Below are 17,651 nucleotides of genomic sequence, written 5' to 3' on the forward strand. Positions count from 1 at the left end.
AATTAAACTTAAAATCATTCCTTATGGGACTCAATAACTATCATGAAGCCGTAACCGGTGAGGATCGCTCCGAACAATACCCTCGCGAAAGACGCCGAGAGTATCGGAAAGACCGCCGTGAAGCGGGTCGTGAGGCCGCCCGTGCGGAAGACTGGGGTGAAAAACGATTCGCTCGCGCCAAAGGCAAAGCCGATGAAGCGCTGGAGCAAGCCGTAACAGAGAATCTTCAATTGTCGGTGAAATTTTTAAAAGAATACAAAGAACTCAAGGATCGCTACAACGAACTGGATCAATCCGGGAATCTCCGCTCCAAAGAAGGCCGCCAAGTGAAACGTGAATATAAGAAAAAATTACGCCAACTTCGACAAACATTACGTCGTCATGTGGACGATGCGTTGTTGACCAAAGAGGAAGCCACTCTTTTGAAGGAAATCGGAGTGAATAAAGATCTAAAAGAAGACATTAGAGAAAAAACAACGGAAGAAAGCATCGAAGCTGACAAGAAAAAAGCCTTGCGGGAACTCCAAGACGCCATAGAAGAGGGAAAACCGAAAGAAGAACCTCAAAAACCTCTGCGCAAAAAAAAGGGCCGTGGAAGATCCTCCACCGGAGGAGGGACCGGAATCGGGAATCCCCCGGCCACAGACGAAAATGAAAACGATAAGGCTAAGCAACCCCCCAAGACGCCTGCGGAAACCGATCCGAATAAAGGTGGCGTTGTTCCGAAAAAACCGGAAGACGTTGACGATGCAGACACTAATGCCGGAAAAATCAACGATGGACTCTCCAATGCCTTAAAAGGAGGAGCTGGGGTTATTCCCGATGGCGGAAGAACACCTGAAACCCCCGAGGAAAAGTTGGCGCGAGAAAAAGCGGAAAAAGAAAAGAAAGAAATGGAAACACTTTCGGGCGAAGTGGAAAAAGCCTTAAATGAATACCGTAAACAAGTGCGCGATTTCCGTCCTCTGATTGAGGAGGGAAAAGTGGGCGCTTTTTCATTTAAAAAAGTGGAAGAGGCGGGATTGACGGCTCGCGACGGAAAACTTACAACCGATTTTGATGCATTTACAAAAGCGATTGCGGATAAAAAGCCGATCGATCAAATCAGGAAAGAAGGCCTAGCCCTTAAAACAGCATTGGCTGAACAGGCAATGCCGGAGCTGGCGTCTTATAAAGAGGTGTATGAAAAAGCGGGAGAAATTGAGAAAAAGAGAGCCGATTATACTGAAAAGGTTGACGCTCTCAAGGCCGCTTATCCGGGGGGAGAAGAAAAATTAAAGGAACAACTCGGGCCGGAATACGAAGCCTTGCAACAAACACCGGCCGCTATTGAGGCCGCTCTAAAAGAATTCAATTCTGCGGAGACCTTGGATAAACAAAAAGCCGCATTGGAACAAATGACCAAAGCCATTGAAAAAGGAGAAGCCGATCGTGCCGTGATTGAAGAAACGGTTTCCATTTATTTCAATGGAAATAGAACCCTCCCGGAAATCACGCAAAGCTTGGCCGCCGCAGGGATTACCTTGGATGAAAATGCTTCATTTTTACAGGGGCAAATTTCCAGCCAAGCCGCCCACCCATTGAGTGGATGGCTGGCAGGCAAAGGACTTTTCGGCAATATTTCCGCCGGTTTTGATCGAATCCGCGACGATATTTATCATGCACGGTTTTTGGGCGGGAATCCTCCCGATACACAAATCGCCAATCTCCCCGAAGCGAAAGTTCTTGATGAAGCCTCTTTAAAACTCGCAAATGCTCAAAATAAATTCAATGATAAATCCTCCACTCTTGAAATGAGACGGGATGCCTTAAAGGAAATGCGTACGGCTCAGGATGAGACATATCAAGCGGAACGCACCTTTGAACAAAAAATGGATGAATTGGGCCAAAAGGTCGAAGGCTATGCCACGAGCAAAAAAGCCAGCTATCTTGGTCGAGGGCTTTCAGCAATCCCGTTTTTCAACCTTGATTTGGATGAAATGAGTACCGTGGAATGGGCTGAGAAAGGAATGGGGAGAAAAATTGTTGCACCCTTACTCGGATTTGCACGCGGAGCCGAAGGGTTGGTAAAGTTGGGTGCCGGAGTTGTAATAGGAATACCCATGGCTTTGACCGTTACTCCTCTCTCTCAGGCTAAAAATGTATATGATGTTGTTTTTGGTGATAAAACATTAGGAGAGGGATGGAACCATGCTCGTGAAATTACCGATAATAATACTTTGACTCAAACCCTCACCAATGTTATCTGGGATGGGGTCTTAAAAACCGTTGTGCTTGGGCCCTCTATTTTTCTTGCTAATAAAATAGCAGGCGACAAGGCGCCCGCCTTTAGTAAAGGGATGTATAAATGGGCTTTTGAAAATAATTCTTTTATTGGAGGACTTAAATATTTGGTCGGTTCCGAAGGCACCGGATCGGTTCATGACAGTGGTTATTTCCGTGCCGGTGAAAGTATTCATACCGTATTAACGGCGCTTCTTCTTGGGCGTGCTGTAAGAGGGGCAAGAGCTACTGTGCCAACAGAGCCAGCACCAACTCCAAATCTTGGTTTCGCTGAAGCAGGGATAGATGCATTTGCAAATCAAGTCGCGGATGGATTCATCCGTGATCTTCCTGGGGTACCTTCATTAAGCGCAGTGGCTGGGACTTCCGTCCCTTATCTTGCTCCTACAGCAACTCTTTCCACAATCGCGAATCAAAAAAATGAGGAATATAAAACCCTTGCTCATCGCAATGCGGTGGGAGAAAAGGGACGTGTAACCATGGAAGCCTGGGCTACTTCCGTGATTGAAAAATGGAAGGGTAAAACGCCGGATGATTTAGACAAACATCCCGAGGGCCCCTTTTATATTGCAGGAAATGACATTCGTTTTTCTCAAAACTTTGAATTATTTAATGATGATATTTCCATCCCTCAAAACATTTTCCCGAAAAAAGATTTAAATGTCATGACTGCGCTTTTGAATAAAAAATGGAAGGAATTAAAGGGAGACGAAAAAGAAGAAGAAAAAATCGCCGCCTAAAAAACTTCACACATCTTTTTAAGCCGCCTCCCCTCGAGGCGGCTTTTTAAACCTGCTCGCCCTCGCCCTCATTTTCCCGTATAATCCGGCCATGCTCTGCCCCAAATGCAAAAAAGCCGAGACGCGCGTGATCGATTCCCGCGACACCAATGAAGGCCGCGAGGTTCGCCGCCGCCGCGAATGTGAAAAATGCGGGTTCCGATTCACCACGTTTGAACAAATCGAGACCTCCAATTTTATCGTGATCAAAAAAGACGGATCTCGTGAGCCATACCAACGCCAAAAAATCGAATCCGGCGTCTGGAAATCGTGCGAAAAACGCCCGGTGACCGAAGCCCAAGTGGAAGCGTTGCTCAACAATCTCGAAGACGGCTGGAGTTCGCTGGGCAAAGAAATCCCGTCAAAACTCATTGGCGAACACCTGATGGAAGCGCTTAAAACCCTCGATGAAGTGGCGTACATCCGATTCGCGTCCGTGTACCGACAATTCAAAGATGTGGAGTCATTCAAAGCGGAATTATCAAAATTATTGGATTAAAAAAATTTGCCTTAAGCTTCTCTTTTAGTGTATAATATGTAGAAATATAAATTCTACAGGTTGGATTTATAAAACATGCCCACTCCGAAACCAAAATCAAACCATTAGATATGAATAAAAGAAATTGGCATTTTCTCGCGATTTTATCCCTCACTATCGGATTAGCTGTGGGTGAGATGAATCTTCGAAGCTCGGATTCCAATCAAGGTTCTGTTTCCGCCACTAAATTTTCTCATAATTTTGAAACGGATTCTTTTAGTTTTAGTGATTCTTATAAATTAGGGGTTCGCCGTTCGCCATATCGATTCACAACCTTGAATGCCGCGGATGCGGATCCGCTGGCGCTCCAAGAAGATGAGACCAAAACCGGGCTCAAGGCCGTTTGTCTTGAAACCGATGACTTGCAAGGCGAAGCCGCCACCTACACGGCAACCATCACGGAAGTAAAAATGTCCGATGCCATTCAACCCGGGGAAGAATTTCGTGTGGAAATTTATGTTGAAAACACGGGAAACGTAACTTGGTTCGGAGCCAATAGCCACTGTCCGGACAAAACCATAGTCAATTTGGGCACCTTCAATGAACAAGATCGCGCCAGCCGCTTTTTTTATCGCGGCACCGACCAAGGATGGCTGGGCACGAATCGCATTCAAATGATCGAAGACTCGGTTCGTCCCGGAGAAACCGCCATCTTTGCGTTCAATTCCATTGCGCCGGCCGATGAATCCATTTATCGCGAATATTTTAACTTGGTGGCGGAAGGCGTGAGTTGGTTCGTTGACACGGAATTTCCGATGGATGTCCGAGTGGGAACCGCCACAGAGGACGATGAATATAAACTTCAATTCATGAAAAGCGTGAGCACGGATACTCGCAGTGTGACCGGAGATAAATCCATTGAAGTGGACCTTTCCGAACAGACCATGATGCTCAAATTCGGGGATCAAGCCGTGTATACTCTCAGGGTTTCAACCGGCAAATCAAACACCCCGACCCCAACCGGCAATTGGAAAATTTTAAGTAAACAAGAATTGCGCATCGGAGGCGAATCCCCTCATTATCGCATGCCGTATTTTCAACAATTCACGTCGTACGGACATGGGTTGCACGCGCTTCCGTACCTGGCAAGCGATGGCGGGACTTTTTGGGAAGAAGCGCTGTCTCATATCGGCGTACCTGTGAGTCACGGGTGTATTCGAATGCTCCCGGATGACGCAGTGGTTGTGTATAACTTTGGGGAAGTGGGAACGCCGTTGAATATATATCGATAATTTTGGCTCATGTTTTATGATATTTATGTGTTATATTAGGGCCCACTTATGGACCCACTCTCTTCTCAAACTCCGATTTCTCCTCTTCTTGAAGGCTTAAACCCGAATCAACAAGAAGCGGTTTTGGCGACCGATGGGCCTGTGCTTTTGATTGCCGGCGCCGGGAGCGGGAAAACGCGAACTCTCACGCATCGCATCGCGTATTTGATCAAGGAAAAAGGTATTTTGCCGGCCAATATTTTGGCGGTCACGTTTACGAATAAAGCCGCGGGAGAGATGAAAAAACGCGTTCTCAACTTGATGTACGGGCACGAAAAAGCGGAGGCGATCATGGAATCCATTAAAGGGCATGGGGCCGGATTTTATCGCACGGACTTGCCTGTGATGGGGACTTTTCACTCGGTGTGCGTTCAGATTTTACGAAAATATCTCCACTTGCTCGGCATTGAAAATCAATTTGCGATTTACGACGAAACCGATTGTGAAATTTTGATTAAAACCATTATGAAAGAGCTCGGAATTCCTCCCGAAAAAACCGCGCCCAAGGCCGTGCTTTCGCATATTTCCGGCGCCAAAAACGTACTCCTCACTCCGGAACAATATCAACATCAATCTCACACGTATTTTTCCGAAAAAGTGGCTCAACTTTACCCGATTTATCAAAAACGACTCGCTCAAAATCATGCCCTCGATTTTGATGATATTTTAATGAAGACGGTTGAACTTTTTCAAAAACAACCCGACGTACTTGCCGAACTCCAAGAGCGATTTCGATACATCTGCGTGGACGAATATCAGGACACCAATCATGCGCAATACATACTGGTTCGTGAGTTGGCGGCCAAATATCGCAATTTGTGCGTGGTCGGGGATGATTGGCAATCCATTTACAGTTGGCGCGGAGCCACGATGCAAAATCTTCTCGATTTTAAAAAGGATTATGCGGACGCGAAAACCATCAAGCTTGAGCAGAATTATCGTTCCACATCCGTGATTCTGGATGCGAGCCATGCGATCATTAAAAAAAATCACAAACGCACGGATAAAACCTTATGGACCGAGCGCACGGCCGGTGAAAAAATCAAGATTTTTGAGGCGCGCGATGAAAAACAAGAAGGGGAATTGCTGGTGCGCGAAATTGAACATGTGATTCGTTCCCATGAGACTCCTTCGTATAGCGATTTTGCCTTCCTATACCGCACCAATGCGCAATCTCGCATCTTGGAAGAAACGCTGATGCGCCACGGCATTCCGTATCGCGTGGTGGGGGGCGTTAAATTTTACGCACGCAAAGAAATCAAAGATGTTTTGTCGTATCTTCGTTTGATTCAAAATCCGGCGGACAATGTGAGTTTGCTTCGAATCATCAATATCCCGGCACGAAAAATCGGACCTGCCACGCTTGAGAAACTTCATGAATTGAGCCATTCGAGAAATGATATGCCGTTGTTCTCGGTGATCAAAGAAGTCGAGGCTTTATTAGGGAATGAATCCGCGTTGAGCGACGTCAAAATTTCGACCCTCAAATTGTTTATTAAATTATTGGAAAAGCTTACAATTCTCAATCAACAATACCCGGCGTCCGGGGTGATTAAACACTTAATCGCGGAAAGCAAATACAAGGAATTTTTGTTGGATGGCACGCCCGAAGGCGAGGCGCGATTTGAAAACGTACAAGAGTTGGTTTCCGTGGCGAGCAAATACGATGCACTCGAACCCGGAATTTCTTTGGCAACGTTTTTGGAAGAAGTGGCGCTCATCACCGACCTCGACCAAGTGGATGATCGAACCAATGCCGTCACACTCATGACCTTGCACTCAGCCAAGGGGCTGGAGTTCCCGTATGTGTTTTTGTGTGGATTGGAAGAAGGGATTTTCCCTCATTCACGCAGTCTTTTTGAGCCGCAACAACTCGAAGAAGAACGCCGCTTGATGTATGTGGGCCTGACCCGGGCCATGGAGCGCGTTTATCTTTCTTATGCGGAAAATCGGCTTTTGTACGGCACGGTTAAATCCAATGCGCCGTCGCAATTCCTGGAAGATATTCCGGAAGAATTGATCGAACGCGAAGGGTCTACGTTGAAAAAAGTTTTGGAACAAAATGATGGAATTTTATCCATGTATCAAAGCGGCGGACTTAAACGAGTGCCGCGAGAAAGCGAATTTGGTTTTTATCCGGATGCGGAGCCGGAGTACAAAGAGGTGAGCCAAGAAATCGGAGGATTTGGCCTTGAAGAATCCGCACTGGATTCCGGAGATCGCGTTCAACACAAAATGTACGGTGAAGGCGTGGTGGTGGGCCTGAAAGGAGGAATCGCGACCATTGCATTTAAAAACCGCGCGGTGGGGGTGAAAAAATTAGCGCTGTCTGTAGCGCCGCTGAAGAAACTTTAATGTTTTTAATGAATAAAAAATGAAAAAATTATTATTGATTTCTTTGTTGATTTTAACGCTGGGATTTTTGGGATGCGGAGAAGAGGGGACCGATACTCCGGATTACAGCAACGAGACTTATCGAAAAGTGGTTTTGGAAGGGACCGTTACCCTTAAGGTGGACCCCACTCAATGGGCCTCTCAATCGAAAGAAAATGAAGGGGCTGTTGTCTGTGCCCCCTCCGGAAATTTTAAAATTCAACTTTATTTCCCGGTGGAGGGCGGAACCATTCTTAAACAGGACAACACCATGACTTTAACTGATTTCAATTGTGCGGCGTATGGCAGTGCCACCCAGTCCTGTACAATGACCCCGACAAACAGTGCTTATACTCCTCGAGTTTTCACTTTTGACCAGGCTACCCTTGCCGTAGATCAAGATGTTTCCACTCTTGTGGGGACAGATGAACCCATGGATATTTTGAATTTTAAACGAGAATTCCCAATGGAAATTGACCCAAATGAATCGATTGTCGGCACCTCTACTTGCAAAATAAAAACCTACCTCATAGATTGGTTTGGTGTTTATGGTCAACTTTACGCCCCTTTTACCGGATCCTCTTGGATGCTTGAAGTTCCCCCCGGACAATCCTTAACCATGCAACTGCAAAATTCCCCTCTGCCTGCCGTCACAAGTTCTTTTTTTGTTTTTGATATGAATTATACTCAGAGTGAAACGCTTGTATTTGATTTGAATGAATAAAAAATGAAAAATTTATTAAAAAAGGACCTACTGGATCTCATGCGCTCTCGCCGATCGGTGCGTTCGTATAAACCCGACCCGCTTTCTAAAGAAAAAATCCAAGCCATCCTTGAGGCCGGATGTCTTGCCCCTTCGGCGCATAATCATCAGCCGTGGCATTTTATTGTGACCACGGATCGCGAGACCATCAACCGGCTGAGTTTTTCCGCGCAAAACTATCTTGAAAAACGAGCCCAAGCCTCGGATGCGGTGAATTATTTCGGTTCCAAAGAACGTGTGGATCGCATCAAAAAAAGACTGGAGCTCAAAGAAGATACGGTTTTTTATGGAGCCGCGTGTTTGATTTTGGTTGTGGTTGAAAAAGGCAATGAATACGCCCCCATCGACTGCGGCTTGATGGCCGAAAATATGTGCCTTTATGCCAAAGAACAAGGCATCGCGAGCTGCATCATCGGGTACGCTCGATATATTGATCGTTTGGAATTACTCAATGTGGGAATGAAAAAAGACCAAGAATTAATGTTTGGAATGGTGTTTGGGTATGAGGCCATGGACAGTTCTCAAGAACAGCCGGATCGCGATTTCAATAAAGTGCAAAAATGGATTGAATAAAAAAAATCCCAGAGAAAATTCTGGGCATTTGAACGATTTTTTTGTACTATTGGATCGTAAGATTTCTTTTTGTAAAAATTATTAAAATTTCATGAAAAAAATATCATTGTTTGTTTTTCTATTCTCTTTATCTCTTTTCTTCGGCTGTAAAATATTCCCCTCCGATGAAGCGCGATTTGATTTAACGCTTTTGCAAAGCAACCCGGATGCAAATCTCATGAAAGAGACCTCGTTTGAGTTTCCTCTCGATTCCGCAGTGGTAATGGATGGGGCTTATACGGGGATTGAATTTAATTTTTCAACTCAAGTCGGAAAGGAAACGCGCGAACTTACTTTTTATCTGCCCGGCGTGGACAGTTTTAATGTGTGGGGAGCATGGGATTCCGGAAAAACTCAATTTGAATATCAAATTTCCGATTTTTCGTCCGCTCAACCGTTGGTTCTGACTCAAGATGATTTCGTTGATGCATGGGATGGGCGAAATGAACGTCCGGTAACCGCTTATATTTCTCTCACGCGAACCACCCCCTCTTCTTCCAACAGCTCGGATGTGATTTATTATAATTTTCCCACTTTTGAACTCACCCTCCACTCTTTTTCCATTGAAAAAAATCGTTTGAGCGCAACCCTGACATTCAAAGGGCAAATGGATGAATCTTTACCTCTTTATTCCGGGGCCTTCTATGATCTTTCCGGAACATTTGAAATCCATGATGTATCGCTTGAGACAATGGATATTGATTGAGTTTTTCAAATAAAAAGAAGGGGAGGTCGTTGAAACGATCCCTCCCCTATTTGCTCAGGCTTTGGCCCAGGTGGTGGTGGAAGCGGCGCCTACCAGTTTTCACTGAGAGGACCGCCGTAGGCTCCCTTGTCGTTCCTTGTCCTGTCCGCATCATTCATGCTGCTCGAGGGATCGCCGTCGTTGATGCAGGGCGAACTCGACCTCAGAGTGAAATCTTCGCTTGAAGCGCTCGTGAACTCGGGATCGTCGATGTCATTGCCGCTTCCGACTCCAACCGCGGACGAATAGGAAGAAGCATTGTCATTGAGAGTACTGTACGAGATGTCTGCGGAGTAACTCGTGTCTTCGAGGTAGATGCCGTAGGTGCTGTGCCCGACCACGATGGAGTTCTCCACCGTGACCTCGGCGGCATCCGCTCGAATCCCGATGAATCCGTTTTCGTAGAACACGCTGTTCCCGATGTACACGTACGAATCAGCGCCCATACGGATCCCGCTGGCCAAGTTGTCGGATACGATCACGTTGTTGAGGTCGATGTTTGTAGAGCCCATGACGTAGAACCCGTAGCTATCGCATCCTTTCACGGTCGTATTTTTGACATCCACATCCACGGCCCCATCAAAAAGGAATCCTTGAGCCGATACGCCGTCGCATTCAATCACGAGGTTTTTCAAGGTTGCCCCGGAAAATTCAACCTCAATGACCTGCTCCGCCGTACCATGCAGGGTGAATCCCTCCAACACGGCCGAGGACGTTTCTCCGTCATTGAACATAACCACCGCATCGTCGTAAATCCCGGTACCGACTCCGTAAAGGGTCGTCCGGCTTGCCCCGCTGTCACTTTTCACCGTGATGTCCTTTCCACCGAAGTCGAGATCTTCATGATACGAACCTGCCGCAACACACACGGTGTCGCCATCGCTCGTTGCGTTGATGGCGCTCTGAATCGTGCTCTTATCTGCCGGCACGTGGTAGTCGCAACCGTCTCCGGGATCCGCATCCGCATCTGAATCACTGTCCGTGTCTGTGTCGCTGTCCGTGTCCGTGTCGGTGTCACTGTCACTGTCGCTATCGGTGTCCGCGTCCGTTTCTTCATCGCATTCGATCCACCCGTCTTCTCCGTACCAACACCCTTCCGTGAAGTGGGTGTGTTCGGACATAGGTTCCGGAATGGCCGCATCCCCATTCAGGTAATAGGCCATATGGATATGGGTTCCCGGATGGTCCGGACAAGCGGTCCCGGATACGTTTCCCGAGTTACCGGTCAGTCCGATAACGGTTGAAGTGGTCACACTCTGTCGACTCACCACTTTCACTTCGTCGAAATGCGCGTACCTCGACTTGTACCCTCCGCCATGATTGACGACCACGTAGTTGCCGTAGCCGTCTTCATCATAAGCCACGGTTTCCACGGTGCCGCTCTTGAGGGGAGTAACGGATTTACGCCACGAAGAACACCCGCCAAGCGCGAAATCGAGGGCGTACCGATCATCCGCGCCATAGCCATAGTCCATGTGAGATCCGTTGTTGTACCCGCGGGTGAGTTGCCAGTGTTCTCCGTCCGGAAAAGGCAGTTTGAGTTCGCTCGCACCGCCTTCCCCGTCCGCGTCCCCATTCCCGCCGTCTTCGTCCGGATCTTCGTCTCCTTCAGACACGTAGGTGTTGGGTGTGCCGAATTCCGTTCCGTCTGCGGTCCCTCCGCATCCTGAAAAGAATCCGAACAGAATGACCAAGGTTGCCGCAAGCGCGACAACCCGACTAAAGGTTTCTCGTTGACTCATGACTCACTCCTCTTGTTGCTCCGGAATCCGGAGACTTTGTTGCACACTTGTTGCCTGTTCTCGCACTTGTTCGTTGTTGTCGTGAAAAAGAGCCGCGAATCCGAAGATTTTACCTTCGAAATCGTAATAGTAGGTTTGACTCTCGCCCCATGCATTGGTTGCCGTGCGAATCAAAATCAAAATGCCATTCACCTCGCTCTCGTTGAATTGTTCTTGGGTTTGAGTGGTTTGATCCTCCTCTGTTAAGGTTTGCAGTTGTTTAAAGGTTTGAGTTTCTTCGAAAAATGCCATTTTAATGGAATTTTGGCCGTCCGAGAGATTGTCCCACAACTGGAGTTCTGTAGCGCTTTGGCTTAAGATCCAGTCTTGCGGGTAGGCGAATTCGAATCGACCTTCGGGATCGTTGTAATGATTCCAATCCGCGAAGGGATCTACGACCAACGCCTCATCGGACGCATTTTGCAAAGAAGAAAAGGATGCTTGGCTCGCGCATCCGCTCTGCAAAAGAAACAGTATACCGAGCCCCAATAGTGCGATTTTTTTCATAATGAAATGATACATAATAATAAAGAATTTAAAGAGAGCCTGTTTTTCAAAGAGCTTCGATTGCACTTTAACCGAACGCTCATTACCTTTTTATTAAAAAAAAATGAACCACACAAGATCGAGTAGCGATGATGAATGACATAGCGTTTTTGTCTCTTATCTGGTATCTTCTCCTTTGTTTCACTTCCTCTTTTTATGCGTATTCTTTTTCTCGGAGATATTGTGGGGAAACCCGGGCGTGAAGCCGTTAAAAAACTCCTTCCCGGACTCAAGAAAAAATATTCCCCGGATTTCACTTTTACCAATGGAGAAAATCTAAGCCATGGCAAAGGCATGAACGCTTCTCATTTAAAAGAGCTCATGGCTGCGGGCATCGATTTTTTCACGAGTGGCAACCATATTTGGGCGCAAAATGATATTTTCCCGATTCTTGACGACCCTAAATCCCCCATCATTCGACCCGCCAATTATCCGGACAGCAATCCCGGCTTTGGCTGGAAAATCGTTCGTGTGAAAAAAACCAAAATCCTCATCATTAATCTCATGGGACGCGTGTTTTTACGTCAGCATTTTGATTGCCCGTTTCGGACGTTTGACGCGATCCTTAAAAAAACCAAGAAGGATAAACCGAATCTTGTGCTCGTGGATTTTCATGCCGAGGCCACGTCTGAAAAAATCTGTTTTGCGTTGTATGTGCAAGGGCGCGCGCACGCGGTCATTGGCACGCACACTCACGTTCAAACCGCAGATGAAACGATTCTGGATGGTGGCACCGCTTATATCACCGATGCCGGCTGTGTGGGGCTTAAAAATTCCGCGATCGGCATCGATGCCGGCCCCATCATTGAAAATTTTCTTTCTCAAATGCCGGTCAAACACACCCTGGCCGCCCATGGACCCGTGACCCTCAACGGCGTGATTATTGATTTTGAAAAAGGCCGAGCCACACACATCGAACGCGTTTTACAAGAAGTTCTCATTTAAAATTTAAAATTTCCAAAATGTTTTTCCCCCGACAATCTCGAACCCTTTCCCTCATTTTAATGCTTTTATTGGGTGGGTTTTTAGGCTGGGAAATTGCCATTTACAATGTCCAAAATCAGATCATTCCGATTTCAACTCCGGACACCAAGCCTTCTCAAACCGAAGAGGTCACCCCCCTCGATCTTTCCTTATTTTGGGATGTCTACGATCTTCTCGACAAAGAATATGTGGATCCCACTAAAATCGATGACGAAGCGCAATTATACGGTGCGATCAAAGGATTGGTAAAATCCTTGGAAGATCCTTATTCCGAATTTATGACTCCCACGGAAACAAGTGAATTTGAAAATTCTCTGGCCGGAACCTTGCAAGGCATTGGCGCGGAGCTCACGATGAAAGACAATAACTTAACGGTTGTAACCCCGCTTAAAGGCTCTCCGGCGGAAGAAAAAGGACTCCGGTCCGGCGATATTATTTATATGATTGATGATGCGTACGCTTCGGATTTTTCTTTATTTGAAGCCATTTCAAAAATTCGCGGAGAAGAAGGGACGGTTGTAAAACTCACCCTTTTTCGTGAGGGAGAAACGGATCCGATTGTGTTGGAAATCGAACGTAAAAAAATCGATCTTCCCAGTGTGGAATTGGAATACAAAGGCAAAAACAATGACATCGCTTATATTTCCATCTCTCAATTCGGAGATAAAACCTCCGTGGAATTTGATAATATTGTGACCGATCTTTTACTCCGGCCCGTGAACGGGATTGTCTTGGATCTTCGCTACAATGGCGGAGGCTATTTGGATGCGGCCGTGGATATTTTGTCCGATTTTCTGGAAGGAAAACAAGTTGCGGTCATCAATAAACAACGCGAAGACAGTGAAGATGAAATTCTTTACACCAATGAATCGGCTCGCCTTTCCTCGGTCCCCTTGGTGGTGCTCGTGAATGAAGGATCGGCTTCAGCTTCGGAAATTTTAGCCGGGGCGATCCAAGATTATAAACGCGGGCTCATTATGGGAGCGCAAACGTTCGGAAAAGGCAGTGTTCAAGTGGTGGAACCCTTCCGTGACGGATCCAGCCTGCGCGTAACCATTGCCAAATGGTACACGCCCAATGACCGTTCCATCAGTGATGTTGGCATTACTCCGGATACGGTGGTGACACAAAATGAGACGGATTTTGAAAATGAAATCGATACGCAATTGGAAGCGGCGATTGATTATTTGGAATAGCAAAAAGGGGAATCAGCTGATGTTCGCGAAACTACGAAAGCTCATTTATTTCTTAGTCCCCTTCTCTTTAAATGGTGAATTTTTAGCATGAATTTTACTTGCCTTAAGCCCAAAATACCACGCCAGCCCCACCACAACCGGAGCAAAAGGAATCAAAAACCATTGATTGCTTGCAATAAAAAAATTGAAAAATCCGTGCATTAAAATCGCAATGAATAACCCGTTGTAAAGTATACTTTTTTCTTTGGTGGTTTTCCCATACTTGGCCACACCGATGAAATACCCCATGATCACTGCGGAAAGCGCGTGCATGGGTACCGTCAAAAATGCACGCAACCATGCCACGAATTCTCCATTTTGAAACACATATAAAATATTTTCAACTGTGGCAAATCCCAAAGAAGCCATGATTGTATACATAATCCCGTCATAAGGTTCATTGAATGCCGATTTCTTCCATGCATAAACTCGAACCACTGCGAATTTTGCCGATTCTTCCACCAGCGCTATTAAAAAAATCATGGTTAAAAAAGTCACCACCAAACTCGAAGGATTGGAAAGACTTACCCCCCACAATCCAAGCAACTCTTGTTCAATAAATGCAACCGGAATCGTAATCAAACTCCCTAAAATAAATGTCTTTAACAACAATGCCCACGGCTCCCGATCATACTTGTCGCGTAAATAAAAAATCATAAAAATCATCACCGACGGCGCAATGGCCAAGACCAATAATTCCAACATAACTTGGGAGTTTAAAATTATCGTGTGCTCACTGCGATCCCGGACAAGGCCCATTTGGAATTCTCTTCCGTGTAATCCAATTCAAATTCAATGGTCAACTCTTCGCTCGAGTATCGACCCTTTACAATCAACCATCCGTATTCATCGATGGCGGGCGAACCGAACACCGGCGTTCCGGTCTCAATCAACTCGGACATATCGATCACCGGGGGTGTTAAAAAATCGCCAAAACCAATGTTCAATTCTTGTACAGACGTTTCCGTCTTCCAGCCTTCGGAAATGGTATTTTCATAAAAATCCATAAAATCACCTTGGTTTACCGCATCGGAAAAAGAACCCAGTGCTTCCCGAGCCATGGTGACAAGTTCTTCATTCAATGGAATGGCCAATCCCGCGCCCGCCTCTTCTCTCGTCCCGTCCGCGGGAATCTCCTCGCCATTCACCTGTGCGCACGTTTGATCCAATGTAAAGAAATTGATACGCCAATCGCCGTCTTCTTTAAGAAATTGCATACAAATCGGTCCCGAGGTGCCATCTATGTAAGAGATCGTTCCCCCCAATTCTCCGTACCCTCCGTTTTCATCGGTTTCCATCGATCGGCTCATCCAAGATACCTTGTCATGATTTATTAAATTCAATGCATTCACTCCGGCTTGAAAATACTCAAAAGAGGTCGTGTCATGGAAGGTGCTGTCCGTGAGATCGTATGCGGCTTGTAAATCCCCGTTTTTAATGTTTTCAAAAAACGAATTGGCCACTTTTTGCAGGCCGGAAGTGAGCATAAAAATAACCCCGATAAAAACACCAACGGAAAGCACGATTACAGCCAAAACTTTTGCAACTTTGTTCATAAAAAATATTTTAAATAATATCGAGGTTCAGTATAAAGGATTTTATTAAAAAAGGAGACAAAACCAAAAATCACCATGAGAATTTTGCCTCACATTTTTTTCACAAAATCCGTTCTTTTTCGTATCAATAACGCGATAATGAGCCATAAAACACTCCCAACAAAAATCCAAAAACATACAAAAAGAAATTGAATATCCCATTTCCCTTGGCAAGGGAAACTACTGATCGGATCTTGTTGGCAAGGATAAAATCGACTGACAATATTCCCGATTAAAAAATCTCCGCCAAATAAATCCGCGCAAAACAAAAGGAGGGAAACCAGCATTAAAATGAGCGGAGTTTTAATTTTCAACAAGGTTTTAAGTTAAAAAACTTTATTCAAATTTTAAACTTGAAAGTATCTCCGCTAATTCATCGTTGTTGTCTTCATCAAAATAAACTTTGAACGATAAAATCGTGGTTCCTTTTTGGATGTAATACCCCGTAATCGCAAACATGTCATCGACTCGAATGTGTGTAACGGCGTTATCGCCCATCAAAATTTGATCATATTGGATTCCGGTTTCTTGAGACATTTCATCGAGCGTCTCTCCGGGGAGATCAAAATCGGCGAGGATGTATTGGTCCAAAGTTTGATCTGTTGTCGAGGTTTTCACTTCCACGGAAGGAAGACTACAAACCTCGCAATTTTCAGGAGGGTTCATGTGTAATTCATATCTTTCTTCATCCCAAAGGCCTTGTTCGTCCGCCGTGTAGATGGCCGGGTAGGTGAATGAAAAACCTTCGCCTTGCCATGTTTGGGCGGCATCAGGGGTAACAGGTTCTACTGTGGTTATTTCCGGCGTGGTTACTTCGTCGGGTTCTGTTGTGTTTAGCAAAGTCGGACCTTGCTGGGATGTCAAAAAGGTACAGCCGGAAAACAGAACTAAGGCAATAATAAAAATGCTGAAAGAAAGTTTTTTCATGAAAAAGGGGATAAAAAAATAGAAGAAAATTCGACAATTCGCTGAAATTCAGTCTCTTCTCAAACTCCCTTCGCCCGCCTTTGGCGGACTACGGGAGTGGCTGGCGGAGAGGGAGGGATTCGAACCCTCGCGGGGAAAAAAATCCCCCTACAGGTTTAGCAAACCCGCCTCTTCAACCACTTGAGTACCTCTCCGCATTGCACGAGGGGGCACAGCTGGTTCCCCCTCGTGGACTCCCCCTCCGAGTTGTTTTCGCGACCTCGGGACCCACGAGACCCGTAGGTCGCTCACTTTTGGGGGATTTTAAATTTTCACTCAACTTCACTCACCTTATTGCTATGATAAGGTTATGCTTTTTGAAAGAACAAAAACGTGCGCTGGGATTGTAGGGGATTTGGGGTTTCTTTACAACCTTTTTACCCTTCCAATGTCCTAAATTTATCCATAATCCGTTTTGTTACAAGGCCCGGAGTTCCGTTTCCAATGATTTTTTCGTCTATTTTTATGATAGGAACTGCACCGGGGCTTGTTCCGGTGACAAAGACTTCATCCATGCCCGAAAGCTCTTCTTGTGTAACTTTTCCGTATTGAACGGGATTCCCATCTGCTTCTTCCCAACGGCATACTGCGGCTTGCGTGACTCCCGGGAGTACGCCTTCAATATTGGTGAACAATTTCCCTTCTTTGACCCAAAATAAATTACTGCGAGAACCTTCCCTCACATGGCCTTCCGTATCCACAAGTAAAGCCTCGTAAACTCCTTTTTCTTCCGCTATTGCATGAGCGTCATGAGATGCGGTGTAAGGAAGCGATTTGGCTTGCGGGGTCGAACGTTCAACCACTACAAACGTGGCGGAAACCCCTTTATAAATCTCCGGATCAATAATGAAAGGCTCGATTCTCACCCAAACTTCTTTTTCCGTTGCGATGACTTTGATGCGCGCCGGGGATTCTTCTTTGTAAAATTTGCTTAATGTTTTTCTCACCCAGTCTTGAATTTTCTCGACAAGATACGGGAGTGTAAATTCGGTTAATGTTGCGGAATTTTGAAGTCTTGTTAAATGTGTGTGTAATTCAAAAATATCCTTTCCATAGGTTCGCATGACTTCAAATACGCCGTGAATTTCTTGATTTGACGGATCAAACACCGCGAGTTGCTCTGCGGTTGGTTCCGAAACATGTTCTCCGTTGCGGGAATAACAAGTCATAATCGTGGGAC

General features: G+C 45.8%; 14 protein-coding genes and 1 tRNA gene. 9 read left to right on the top strand and 6 right to left on the bottom strand.

Annotation, left to right across the window (positions count from 1 at the left end; genetic code table 25):
• The first annotated feature begins 23 nt into the window (after positions 1 to 23).
• From WC882_03250 to WC882_03280, 7 genes are all read left to right on the top strand, one after another.
• Entirely contained in the window at positions 24 to 3,023 is a 3,000-nt protein-coding gene (locus WC882_03250) for a hypothetical protein (GenBank protein MFA5842664.1), read from the top strand.
• 91 nt (positions 3,024 to 3,114) lie between these two features.
• Complete coding sequence (nrdR, locus tag WC882_03255; GenBank protein ID MFA5842665.1) at positions 3,115 to 3,561, top strand: transcriptional regulator NrdR; 447 nt, start codon at positions 3,115 to 3,117, stop codon at positions 3,559 to 3,561.
• Between the two features lie 110 nt (positions 3,562 to 3,671).
• A complete protein-coding gene (locus WC882_03260) occupies positions 3,672 to 4,832 on the top strand; it encodes a L,D-transpeptidase family protein (protein ID MFA5842666.1) in 1,161 nt (386 codons plus the stop codon).
• Positions 4,833 to 4,880: 48 nt separating this feature from the next.
• Positions 4,881 to 7,226, top strand: coding sequence for a UvrD-helicase domain-containing protein (locus tag WC882_03265; GenBank protein ID MFA5842667.1), 2,346 nt, complete (start codon positions 4,881 to 4,883; stop codon positions 7,224 to 7,226).
• A 19-nt stretch (positions 7,227 to 7,245) separates the two neighbouring features.
• Positions 7,246 to 7,968 (top strand): hypothetical protein, encoded by a 723-nt coding sequence (locus WC882_03270; protein MFA5842668.1) that lies wholly within the window; start codon positions 7,246 to 7,248, stop codon positions 7,966 to 7,968.
• 3 nt (positions 7,969 to 7,971) lie between these two features.
• Positions 7,972 to 8,580 (top strand): nitroreductase family protein, encoded by a 609-nt coding sequence (locus WC882_03275; protein ID MFA5842669.1) that lies wholly within the window; start codon positions 7,972 to 7,974, stop codon positions 8,578 to 8,580.
• 91 nt (positions 8,581 to 8,671) lie between these two features.
• Positions 8,672 to 9,445, top strand: a complete 774-nt coding sequence (locus WC882_03280) for a hypothetical protein (GenBank protein MFA5842670.1) — start codon at positions 8,672 to 8,674, stop codon at positions 9,443 to 9,445.
• Here the strand turns inward: WC882_03280 and WC882_03285 are convergent.
• Positions 9,415 to 11,667 (bottom strand): peptidoglycan DD-metalloendopeptidase family protein, encoded by a 2,253-nt coding sequence (locus WC882_03285; protein MFA5842671.1) that lies wholly within the window; start codon positions 11,665 to 11,667, stop codon positions 9,415 to 9,417. The genes WC882_03280 and WC882_03285 overlap by 31 nt on opposite strands.
• A 180-nt stretch (positions 11,668 to 11,847) precedes the next feature.
• Between WC882_03285 and WC882_03290 the strand changes: the two genes are divergently transcribed.
• A complete protein-coding gene (locus WC882_03290) occupies positions 11,848 to 12,636 on the top strand; it encodes a TIGR00282 family metallophosphoesterase (protein ID MFA5842672.1) in 789 nt (262 codons plus the stop codon).
• A 17-nt stretch (positions 12,637 to 12,653) separates the two neighbouring features.
• The gene (locus WC882_03295) at positions 12,654 to 13,871 is read left to right on the top strand and encodes a S41 family peptidase (protein MFA5842673.1); all 1,218 of its coding nucleotides are present in this window, start codon (positions 12,654 to 12,656) and stop codon (positions 13,869 to 13,871) included.
• Between the two features lie 45 nt (positions 13,872 to 13,916).
• On the opposite strand, the gene WC882_03300 is transcribed toward WC882_03295, so the two are convergent.
• From WC882_03300 to WC882_03320, 5 genes are all read right to left on the bottom strand, one after another.
• Positions 13,917 to 14,615 carry a PrsW family glutamic-type intramembrane protease gene (locus WC882_03300; protein ID MFA5842674.1) on the bottom strand — a complete coding sequence of 233 codons (699 nt, stop codon included), beginning with the start codon at positions 14,613 to 14,615 and terminating at the stop codon, positions 13,917 to 13,919.
• 17 nt (positions 14,616 to 14,632) lie between these two features.
• Complete coding sequence (locus tag WC882_03305; GenBank protein ID MFA5842675.1) at positions 14,633 to 15,466, bottom strand: hypothetical protein; 834 nt, start codon at positions 15,464 to 15,466, stop codon at positions 14,633 to 14,635.
• A gap of 375 nt (positions 15,467 to 15,841) precedes the next feature.
• A complete protein-coding gene (locus tag WC882_03310) occupies positions 15,842 to 16,432 on the bottom strand; it encodes a hypothetical protein (GenBank protein ID MFA5842676.1) in 591 nt (196 codons plus the stop codon).
• Between the two features lie 101 nt (positions 16,433 to 16,533).
• Positions 16,534 to 16,626: transfer RNA gene (locus tag WC882_03315), tRNA-Ser, on the bottom strand.
• Between the two features lie 222 nt (positions 16,627 to 16,848).
• A complete protein-coding gene (locus WC882_03320) occupies positions 16,849 to 17,640 on the bottom strand; it encodes an aminotransferase class IV (GenBank protein ID MFA5842677.1) in 792 nt (263 codons plus the stop codon).
• Positions 17,641 to 17,651 lie beyond the last annotated feature (11 nt).

It is taken from the genome of Candidatus Gracilibacteria bacterium (assembly GCA_041658685.1).
GTDB lineage: Bacteria > Patescibacteriota > Gracilibacteria > UBA1369 > UBA12473 > JBAZZS01.